Below are 9,001 nucleotides of genomic sequence, written 5' to 3'. Positions count from 1 at the left end.
TCCTTGTTGGTGCCGTCGATCGAGGTCCCGTTCGAGTTGAGACCTGCGAGTGCCCCGTTCAGGATGTAGACGTCGAGCAGCGCCTCGTCCCAGAGGAAGAGACCACCGGCCGAGCGGACCTTGAGGACCTCGCGGAACTTCCGCTTACCGTCGTTGTCGAAGTACTCCTCGTAGGTCCCGTACTTGCCGTCTTCCCGGTAGTCGATACCCCCGTTCGCGTTCTTGTAGGGGCGGAAGTACTTCTTCTCCTTGACCACCTGGCCGATGCGTTCCTGGCGGCAGGCGGTGAAGGCGATGAAGCGACAGTCAGCGTTCCAGATGCCCGGCTGCGGACAGACGGGGGGCGGCTGAAGGACTTCGCCGCCGGCATTCTTGACGTGGTCGAGGTCGACGACCTTCGCGCCGTCGTTCGGAACCGGAGGGGTCGTCGCGGGCGACTTGGCGCAGCCGGCGACCGCGCTCACGGAGAGCGTCAGCGCAAAAAGAGCCTTCTTGCTCGCGTTGGTCATGTCATTCACCTCTCTGAGCCGTGGTTTTTAGCTTTGGACACACACACACCGTGGGTGAATGGAAGCGACCGGGCTTCACCCAGAGTCACCGGCCGTGCGGGAGACCTCCTTTCTAGGTCGGAGGACGGCCATGTTGGTGCGAGGTTGTCTGCTATAGAGGTGAGATGTTGACGTCGCGTCGTGGGCTTGGTCGGTTTTGGCGAATCGAAGTTTCGCTTGCCTTGACGTAACGATTTGTAACACCAAGCAGCGGTCCCTGTCAACGCGATCAGGTTAAGGAGGGCGATCGCCAAGACCCGCTCTAAGAGCGGTTTTGCGGTGCACAAGGCCTCTTGTTCAAGGTGGCTGAGAAGCGAGGATTGGCTCGTGACGTGCCTTTCGACCGAGGCTTTTTCGCGCCTTGGTTAAGCGATTAATCAAGATTTAATCCCCGCGCCGCCGGGGGTGGGCCGAAGTCGGCGCGAAGAGGGCATGAGGGGTCGCTTGTCTGTTGACGCAGTCAGGCGTTGCGCTTAATATTGCGACACATTTTGCTGTCGAGCCGGGAATCGGGAGAGACGTCCCATCGCAGGATCCCGGGAGGAGGTATCGATGATCGCAGTGCTGTTGAGTGGGTGCGCCGCCCTGCTGTTGCTGGAGCGCTGGAGCCGCCCGCGCACAGCCCGCCTGGGTATGGTGCCGGTGCCGGTACGCCGTCCGTAAGCTTTGAACCTTCGCGCGACCCGCCGTCGCGCCCTTCAGCCCCCGGCCAATCGGCCGGGGGCTTTTGCGTGCGCCGCTGCTCGGCTTGGCTCATACCGACCGGCTTTCATGGGAGCGAATTAGCGAGCGGGTGATCTGTAGCTTGCAGGTCACGGTGCGTTCACGGTGACTCAGGACGGGCCCCGTACGCTCGAGGGGTGATGTCGCGGGGCCTGGCCCCGGATCGAAAGGAGTCGCCGTGATGGATGCCGTCTTGATCATCCTGCCCTCGGCGGAGCGCCTCCAGGCGCTTCTCGCCGACATCAAGGAGGCCGGAGCCCCCGGGGCCACCGTGTACGACAGCCAGGGGCTCGAGTTCCTCTCGTGGCTCGGGGCCTACCCCTCGCTCTCTCGCCAACTGGGCCTGGAGGGCGCCGATCGCGAGCAGGGCAAGACCGTCCTCGCCATCGTGCCCGAGGAGGCGACCCCCCGGGTCATCGCTGCGGCCGAGCGCCTGCTCGACGGCTTTTCTGCCCCCTACTCGGGCATGCTCTGTACCTGGAAGGTTTCTCACTTCCGCTGCTTCCAGGGGGATAAGGCCCTCACGGAGGTGAGCCGATGACCCTGCTCTACCTCGGCCTCCTCGTCCTCCTGGGCTTCGCCTGCGCCCGCCTCTTCAAGCGCCTGGGGCTGCCGGCGGTCACGGGCTACCTCCTGGTGGGGGTCGCCCTGGGCCCTTCGGCTTTCCACGTGGTGGGCGAGGCGACCCTCGGGGCCTTGAAGCCCCTCTCGGCCTTCTGTCTGGCGACGATCTTCTTTCTCCTGGGCGAGGAGTTCAAGCTCCAGGAGCTGCGCAAGCTGGGGCCGCGCTTCTTGTCGATCACCCTCGTCCAGTGCACCCTGACCTTCGCCCTGGTCTCGGGCCTCTTGCTCCTCGCCCATGCGCCGCTTGCGATCGCGCTCTTGATGGGGGCTATCGCGGGCACCACCGACCCTGCCGCCACCCTGGGGGTCATCCGCGAGCTGCGCGCCCGCGGTGAGCTGGTCAAGACCCTGCTCGCCGTCATCGCCCTCAACAGCCTGGTCGAGATGGTCCTCTTCAACTTGCTCTTGCCCGTGGTCGAGGTGGTCCACCGGGGAGCGGCGGCCGTCGCGTGGCAGGAGGCCCTCCTCTCGCCCCTGCGCGAGATCGGCGGCTCGACCCTCCTGGGGGTGGGCCTCGCCCTCGCGCTGCGCGCCTGGTCCCTGACCCCCTACGGCCGGGACAGCCTCAAGCTGCCGACCATCGGCCTGATCCTGCTCGGAGCCGGGGCCTGCGAGTGGCTTCACCTGTCGGTGCTGCTCGTGATGCTGGTCTTCGGGGCGACCGTCGCCAACACCGTTCCGGTCAAGATCCAGGTCTTCGACCTGGTCAAGGCCATGGAGGGCCCCCTGCTCATCATGTTCTTCACCTTGTCGGGGGCGTCCCTGCACCTGGCGGAGCTTGCGACCATGGGCTGGATCGGGGCGGCCTACGTGGGTGGGCGCTTCGCCGGCAAGCTCTTAGGCGGCTCGCTCGGCGCCACGCTCGCCGGTGCCGACCCGGTCTGCCGCAAGTACCTGGGCTGCGGCCTGGTGCCCCAGGCGAGCATGGCCATCGGTCTCGCCTTCATCGTCCAGGAGAAGTTCCCGGACATGGCGGGCCCGATCTTGCCGGTGGCCCTCGGGGCGGTGGTCGTCTTCGAGGCAATCGGTCCCTACCTGACGCGCCTCGCCATCCTGCGATCCGGCGAGGCGCCGGCCGCCAAGGCTCAGGCGGGGGCCATCATGCCGATACCGCGCCTGGCCCCCTAACGCCTGCGGCTGTATCGCAACGAAACCGGGCCGCCCATTCGGGCGGCCCGGTCGCATCGAGGGATTTTAGCCCTTGAGCTGGATGTGCAGCTCCTTGAGCTGCTTGGCGTCCACCTCGCTCGGGCAGTTGGCCATCAGGTCCTTGGCCGATTGGGTCTTGGGGAAGGCGATCACGTCGCGGATGTTGTCGCGGCCGATGAGCAGCATGATGATGCGGTCCAGGCCGAGCGCGAGGCCGCCGTGGGGCGGGGTGCCGTAGTCGAAGGCCGAGAGCAGGAAGCCGAACTTGTGCTGGATCTCTTCCTCGTTGAGGCCCAGCATGCGGAAGACCCGCTCCTGCACGTCGCGCTGGAAGATACGCAGGCTGCCGCCGCCGATCTCGTAGCCGTTGAGCACGATGTCGTAGGCGATCGCCTTGACCTCGCCGGGGGCGCTTTCGAGCTTGTCGAGGTCCTCGTCGCGCGGCCGGGTGAAGGGGTGGTGCATCGAGTAGTAGCGGCCCTCGGTCTCGTCGTACTCGAACATGGGGAAGTCCGTGACCCACAGCAGGTCGTAGCGGCCTTCGGGGATCAGCTTGAGGTCCTCGCCCAGCTTGAGGCGCAGGCGGCCGAGCACCTCGGCCACGTTCTTGGGCTTGTCCGCGGCGAAGAAAATGAGGTCGCCGGCCTTGGCGCCCGCGGCCGCCACGATGCGGTCGGTCTCCTCGGGGGAGAGGTTCTTGGCGACCGGGCCCGAGGCTTCGCCGACCTTGAGGTAGGCGAGGCCCTTGGCGCCGAAGCCGCGGACGAACTCGGTCAAGGCGTCGATCTGCGAGCGGCTGATCTTGGAGCTGCCCTCGGGCACGCAGATGCCCTTGAGCTGGGGAGCCTCGGCGAAGACCTTGAAGCTGCAGCCCTTGGCGGCCTCGGTCAGATCGACCAGCTCAAGGCCAAAGCGGGTGTCGGGCTTGTCCGATCCGTAGCGGCCCATGGCCTCGTCGTAGGTCATGCGCGCGGCCTTCTCGACCTTGGCGCCGGCGATCTCGAGGATCAGCTTCTTGACGAGCGTCTCGATGGTGTCGAGGACGAGCTCCTGGCTGGGGAAGCTCATCTCGACGTCGAGCTGGGTGAATTCGGGCTGGCGGTCGGCGCGCAGGTCCTCGTCGCGGAAGCAGCGGGCGATCTGGAAGTAGCGATCGTAGCCCGACACCATCAGGAGCTGCTTGAAGATCTGGGGCGACTGGGGCAGGGCGAAGAACTCGCCCGGGTGCACGCGGCTCGGCACCAGGTAGTCGCGGGCCCCTTCCGGGGTGCTCTTGGTGAGGATCGGGGTCTCGACCTCGATGAAGCCGTTGTCGTCCATGTAGCGCCGGATGATCTGGTTCATGCGGTGGCGCTTGATCATGGCCTCCTGCATGAAGGGCTGGCGCAGGTCGAGGAAGCGGTTCTTGAGGCGGACGGTCTCGTCGACCTCGGGCTTGCCCCCCTCGATCATGAAGGGCAGGGGCTTGGAGGCGTTCCAGATGACCAGGCTGTCGGCGTAGACCTCGATCTCCCCGGTGGCCATGCGGGGGTTGGCCATGCCCTCGGCGCGGGCGCGGACCTTGCCGGTCACGCCGATCACGTACTCGTTGCGCAGGCGGTCGGCGAGCTGGTGGGCCTCGGCGGCGACCTCGGGGCTGAAGACGACCTGGACCAGGCCGGTGCGATCGCGCAGGTCCGCGAAGATGACCCCGCCGTGGTCGCGGCGGGAGTCGACCCAACCGTAGAGGGTCACGTTCGCGCCGATGGCGTCGGCACGCAGGTCCCCGCAGTAGTGGGAACGTTCACCGAGGCGAATCTCGGGCATGGCGGTTTTCACTTCCGGCTCCTGTCTTGAACGATGCTTCGGGGGGGCTGCATGGCCCCATTCGTAAGCTATAATGTTATTTTAACCACCTCGATTTTAACGCAGCGAGCACCACTTGGAAAGGGAAAGACCGTGACCGAGACCGCCACCCGCCACGAGGCGAAAATCAGCCATCTCAAGGACTTCGTCGACCAGGAGGTCGTGATCCGCGGCTGGCTCTACAACAAGCGCTCCAAGGGCAAGCTCCAGTTCCTGCAGGTCCGCGACGGTTCGGGCATCGTGCAGGCCGTCGTCGTCAAGGCCCAGGTCAGCGACGAGAGCTGGAACGCCGCCGACTCCCTGAGCCAGGAGGCCTCCTGCGTCGTGACCGGCACCGTCCGCGCCGACGAGCGCGCCCAGGGCGGGTTCGAGCTGACGGTCACCTCGGTCGAGGCGGTCCAGATCCCCCTCGGCGAGTACCCGATCTCGCCCAAGGAGCACGGCGTGGACTTCCTCATGAACCACCGCCACCTGTGGATCCGCTCCAAGCGCCAGCACGCCATCCTGCGCATCCGCTCGACCATCGAGATGGCCATGCACGAGTTCTTCGAATCGCGCGAGTTCATCCGCTTCGACACGCCGATCCTGACCCCGGCCGCCTGCGAGGGCACCACCACCCTCTTCGAGACCGACTACTTCGACGACAAGGCCTTCCTCGCCCAGTCCGGCCAGCTCTACCTCGAGGCGGGCGCCATGGCCTTCGGCAACGTCTACAGCTTCGGCCCCACCTTCCGCGCCGAGAAGTCCAAGACCCGCCGCCACCTGATGGAGTTCTGGATGGTCGAGGCCGAGATGGCCTACGCCGAGCTCGCCCAGAACGTGCAGGTCCAGGAGGACTTCGTCGCCCACGTGGTCAAGCGGGTGCTCGAGAAGAACCGCGAGGACCTGGCCGTGCTCGAGCGCGACGTGACCAAGCTCGAGAAGACCACCCAGGGCGCCTTCCCCCGGATCACCTACGACGAGGCCGTCGAGCGCCTCCAGAAGGCCGGCTCGGACATCAAGTGGGGCGAGGACTTCGGCAACGACGACGAGGACATCCTTGCCCACCAGTTCGAGACTCCCTTCTTCGTCACCCACTACCCGACGGCCATCAAGGCCTTCTACATGCAACCCGACCCCAGCCGCCCCGAGGTGGCCCTCTGCGCCGACATGCTCGCCCCCGAGGGCTACGGCGAGATCATCGGCGGCTCGCAGCGTATCGCGGACTACGACCTGTTCGTCGAGCGCATGAAGGAGCACGACCTCTCCGAGGAGGCCTACGGCTGGTACCTCGATCTCAGGAAGTACGGCTCGGTGCCCCACAGCGGCTTCGGCCTCGGCATCGAGCGCGCGATCCGCTGGATCTGCGGCCTGGAGCACATCCGGGAGTGCATCCCCTTCCCGCGCCTTTTGACCCGCATCTACCCCTAACGCAGCCAAACGGCGCGCCCCCACTCGGGGGCGCGCCGTTTGCAATGAGCGCCGCTCAGCGGCCGCGAATCGCGACCTGGCGCCCTTGGTTGGCGCTCACGGCGTTGCCGCTGCCGCTGCCGCGGATGTAAGAGGCCCCTTCGGCCTTCGCCGACTGCTCCCCTTCGAGGCGGTTGCCGCGCCCGATGGCTGCCTGCTCGATCGCGTTGCTCGCGACGGCATTGCCGTTGAGCACGCCACTGTTGTGGCTGCCGCCCTCGGCCCGGGCTTGCTGGTCGGCATGCACCTGGTTGCGTTTGCCGATCGCCACTTGGCTCGCCTCGTTGATGGCCACGCCCTGGCCGTTGGCGTAGCCCGCGTTGTCGTATCCGTCTTGGGCCTTGGCCGACTGTTTGGTGGTCGCCTTGCTTTCGTTGCCGACGACCAAGCTCTTGGCCTGACTCTTGGCGTATGCCTGGACGTCGGTCATCGAGGGACCCTGTGCGCAGCCCGCGCAGAGCGCCACCATGCAGGCCGCGATGGCCCTGCTCGTGAGCTTCTTGCCCATGGGTGAGAACCTCCGTTCACGTCTCTCTCCGAGCGCTTGATGCTCTCATCCGCCCCGGTTGCGGCCCCGCCTGAAAAGCGGGGCCGCAACCGTTTTGGCGTTCGTGCTCCGGGGCGGGGCTTAGTAGCGCCGCTTGTTGTTATTGTTGCTGGCCTGCTGCTTGCCGACGTTGACGCTCACGGCGTTGCCGTTGGCGGTGGAGAGGCCGGAAATGGGCGTGGAGGACTTGACCTTCGCATTGGCCTCTTGATCAAGGCGTTGGTTGATGTTGTTGCCCGAGGCGCGCTGCGACCCGACGTTCACGGCCACGGCGTTGTTGTTGAGGGCGCCGCCCGAGTAGCCGCCCCTGACCTCGGAATTTGCCGTTTGGTTCATGGTCTGCGAGATGCCCCCGCTCGACCGATTTTTCGAGCCGCCTTGGACGTCCATGGTGGGAGCGAGCCCGCACCCGACGCTGGTGGCCAAAAGGGTGCCAAGAATTGTCGCTTGAATCATGGTCTTGAACATGAACGGATTCCCCCTTCATCTAGACGGCGATCGGATGCTTTGCAGCCGATCTCATCGACCATCACACCTGCTAGGGATGCTTACGCATCACGAGCGTGTGATGGTTGTTCTAACATGGGGGCAAGCGTTATCTCTTGGATGCTTTGACCGCAAAAAAACCTTCCTAGCTCCCTTCTGCCTTGCTTCCCTGCTTGATGCCGCTTCAACCTTGGTTCAACTCGCTGAATTTATTGCGCGCAACGCCTGTTCAAGCGTAAGTCGTTCTTAAACGAGCGAGTTCATTCAAGCCTGAAGGGGAGTCTTGAGCCTCATCGCGTTAGATTGGGCGTGGGGCTGCAGCGTATCGCTCCCCCGGGCGCGTACCGGGCCCGAGGGAGCCGTGAAGGGGATGAGGGGCCCAGTGCTCAGAGGTTGATCGAGACCGTGCCGCTGCCGGTGGTGACCCGACCGATGCTCATGTTGTAGGGGACGCGGATGAGATAGTTGATGTTGAGGCGAGCGTTCGGGTCCAGGTAGTTGCTGACGATCGAGAAGGGCCCCGCGGTCGAGACCGCGATGGTGGCCTTCCCCAGTTCAGCCGGCCCTGCCCCGGACTCCTTGATGGCCTCGAAGGAGAGCCGGTTACCGGGCCCGCGCACGATCACGATGTTGCCGCTCAGGTTCGAGACCTCGAGCGTTCTGGGACCGTAGACGTTGTAGGAGGCACGAATGTCTTCGCGGTTGCCCGAGACCGTGCTGGAGTAAGCGGCTTGGCCGCCGCCACCTGAGGTCACCGTCGTGACGGAGGCGACGCTGCCAGGACCCGTGACCGTGGTGGTTGTGCTGTTGCCGCCCGCGCCGCTCCCCCATGAAAAGGGGAAGCCCGGCCCGAAGGGCGATCCGACGCTCTGGCTCACGCCGCCGACGTTCTGGGTGATGCCGCCCGGCCCGATGACCTGGCTCACCTGCTGGGTCGCCCGATCGGGGGTGGCATGGGCCCGGGGAGATGGCGTGGGGGCGTTCAGGGGCTGGGCGCAGCCGGCGAGCAGCGCGCAGGCGATGCCGAGCGGGATGCGAGAGAGGTGCCGCACCATGGGGCCTCCTGGCAATAGCGAACGGCCGGCGCGCCATTGCGCTCGCGCGCCGGCCTGGGATGAGACGGGATCAGGCCAAGCCCTTAACGGGGGCCGCCGCGCCGGCCACGGCGGGTGTTGTCACCGCCAACGACGCCAGCGGTCTGGCCGAGCCCCTGGTTGATGCCGCCACCGCCGCCGCCGACGCCGACCTGGGTCCCTTGATTCCCGGCGAAGCCGGTGTTGCCGCCTCGGCCACCGCCGCCGCCGACCACGCCGGCGGTCTGGCCGAGACCCTGGTTGATGCCGCCAGGCCCGCCGCCGACGCCAACCTGGGTGCCCTGGTTACCGGCGAAGCCGCCGCCGCCACCGCGTCTGCCACCGCCACCGCCGACGACACCGGCCGTCTGGCCGAGACCCTGGTTGATGCCGCCGGGCCCGCCGCCGACGCCAACCTGGGTGCCCTGATTGAAGGCGCCGCCGCCACCCGGGCCACCGCCGCCACCGACCACGCCGGCCGTCTGGCCGAGACCCTGGTTGATACCGCCAGGCCCGCCGCCGACGCCAACCTGGGTGCCCTGGTTGAAGGCGCCGCC

At 66.4% G+C, this 9,001-nt stretch carries 9 protein-coding genes; 4 read left to right on the top strand and 5 right to left on the bottom strand.

What is annotated here, in order from left to right:
* On the bottom strand, positions 1 to 509 hold a 509-nt coding region (locus tag J7643_19875; protein ID MBO9542854.1), incomplete at its 3' end, for a hypothetical protein.
* Between the two features lie 943 nt (positions 510 to 1,452).
* Between J7643_19875 and J7643_19870 the strand changes: the two genes are divergently transcribed.
* Positions 1,453 to 1,812: a hypothetical protein gene (locus J7643_19870; GenBank protein ID MBO9542853.1), complete on the top strand. Its 360-nt coding sequence runs from the start codon at positions 1,453 to 1,455 to the stop codon at positions 1,810 to 1,812.
* Positions 1,809 to 3,023, top strand: coding sequence for a cation:proton antiporter (locus J7643_19865; GenBank protein ID MBO9542852.1), 1,215 nt, complete (start codon positions 1,809 to 1,811; stop codon positions 3,021 to 3,023). The genes J7643_19870 and J7643_19865 overlap by 4 nt, the downstream gene beginning before the upstream one ends.
* A gap of 66 nt (positions 3,024 to 3,089) precedes the next feature.
* On the opposite strand, the gene aspS is transcribed toward J7643_19865, so the two are convergent.
* Complete coding sequence (gene aspS, locus J7643_19860) at positions 3,090 to 4,850, bottom strand: aspartate--tRNA ligase (GenBank protein ID MBO9542851.1); 1,761 nt, start codon at positions 4,848 to 4,850, stop codon at positions 3,090 to 3,092.
* A gap of 51 nt (positions 4,851 to 4,901) precedes the next feature.
* Here aspS and asnS point away from each other — a divergent pair, with 51 nt between their 5' ends.
* Positions 4,902 to 6,299, top strand: coding sequence for an asparagine--tRNA ligase (asnS, locus tag J7643_19855; GenBank protein ID MBO9542850.1), 1,398 nt, complete (start codon positions 4,902 to 4,904; stop codon positions 6,297 to 6,299).
* 55 nt (positions 6,300 to 6,354) lie between these two features.
* Here the strand turns inward: asnS and J7643_19850 are convergent, their stop codons facing one another.
* From J7643_19850 to J7643_19840, 3 genes are all read right to left on the bottom strand, one after another.
* Complete coding sequence (locus tag J7643_19850; GenBank protein ID MBO9542849.1) at positions 6,355 to 6,846, bottom strand: hypothetical protein; 492 nt, start codon at positions 6,844 to 6,846, stop codon at positions 6,355 to 6,357.
* 120 nt (positions 6,847 to 6,966) lie between these two features.
* Positions 6,967 to 7,353, bottom strand: coding sequence for a hypothetical protein (locus J7643_19845; protein MBO9542848.1), 387 nt, complete (start codon positions 7,351 to 7,353; stop codon positions 6,967 to 6,969).
* A 404-nt stretch (positions 7,354 to 7,757) separates the two neighbouring features.
* Positions 7,758 to 8,426, bottom strand: a complete 669-nt coding sequence (locus J7643_19840; GenBank protein MBO9542847.1) for a hypothetical protein — start codon at positions 8,424 to 8,426, stop codon at positions 7,758 to 7,760.
* 59 nt (positions 8,427 to 8,485) lie between these two features.
* Between J7643_19840 and J7643_19835 the strand changes: the two genes are divergently transcribed.
* On the top strand, positions 8,486 to 9,001 hold a 516-nt coding region (locus J7643_19835; protein ID MBO9542846.1), incomplete at its 3' end, for a hypothetical protein.

This window comes from bacterium (assembly GCA_017744355.1).
GTDB lineage: Bacteria > Cyanobacteriota > Sericytochromatia > S15B-MN24 > UBA4093 > JAGIBK01.
Note: the sequence above shows the minus strand (reverse complement) of the source record. Positions and strands in the feature narration are given on the sequence as shown.

What these genes read in the sequence shown, in the direction of transcription:
- J7643_19870 (MBO9542853.1), top strand. Translation starts at nt 1,453, where the DNA reads ATGGATGCCGTCTTGATCATCCTGCCCTCGGCGGAGCGCCTCCAGGCG.
- J7643_19865 (MBO9542852.1), top strand. Translation starts at nt 1,809, where the DNA reads ATGACCCTGCTCTACCTCGGCCTCCTCGTCCTCCTGGGCTTCGCCTGC.
- aspS (MBO9542851.1), bottom strand. Translation starts at nt 4,850, where the DNA reads ATGCCCGAGATTCGCCTCGGTGAACGTTCCCACTACTGCGGGGACCTG.
- asnS (MBO9542850.1), top strand. Translation starts at nt 4,902, where the DNA reads ATGGCCCCATTCGTAAGCTATAATGTTATTTTAACCACCTCGATTTTA.
- J7643_19850 (MBO9542849.1), bottom strand. Translation starts at nt 6,846, where the DNA reads ATGGGCAAGAAGCTCACGAGCAGGGCCATCGCGGCCTGCATGGTGGCG.
- J7643_19845 (MBO9542848.1), bottom strand. Translation starts at nt 7,353, where the DNA reads ATGTTCAAGACCATGATTCAAGCGACAATTCTTGGCACCCTTTTGGCC.
- J7643_19840 (MBO9542847.1), bottom strand. Translation starts at nt 8,426, where the DNA reads ATGGTGCGGCACCTCTCTCGCATCCCGCTCGGCATCGCCTGCGCGCTG.